Annotated in this window: 1 rRNA gene; it reads left to right on the top strand. The window is 46.7% G+C overall.

Annotated elements, in window-relative coordinates:
- Nucleotides 1–177: 177 nt before the first annotated feature.
- A 16S ribosomal RNA gene (locus KJS52_RS27105) occupies nucleotides 178–287 on the top strand; the annotation flags it as partial.

The following is a 287-nucleotide window of genomic DNA, read 5'->3' as shown; positions in this document are numbered from 1 at the left end:
CGCCGCGAGAGATTGCTGGTGACGAGGGAAAAGAAATTGATCCTTGAAAACTGAACAACGAGTAAGAACTGCCATCAATGTTGCCGCCCCGTCGGTCAACATTGATAAAAGCGAAATAGAAGATTTTTTCTAGCGATTCTCGCATAGAAAAAACTTCAGTAATGAGCAAGACAAACTTTCATGGAGAGTTTGATCCTGGCTCAGGACGAACGCTGGCGGCGTGCCTAATACATGCAAGTCGAGCGGAGCTAGTGTTTTCTTCGGAAAACACGATGCTTAGCGGCGGA

This window comes from Paenibacillus montaniterrae (assembly GCF_018403185.1).
GTDB lineage: Bacteria > Bacillota > Bacilli > Paenibacillales > Paenibacillaceae > Pristimantibacillus > Pristimantibacillus montaniterrae.
This window is presented reverse-complemented; position numbering and strand designations above follow the sequence as displayed.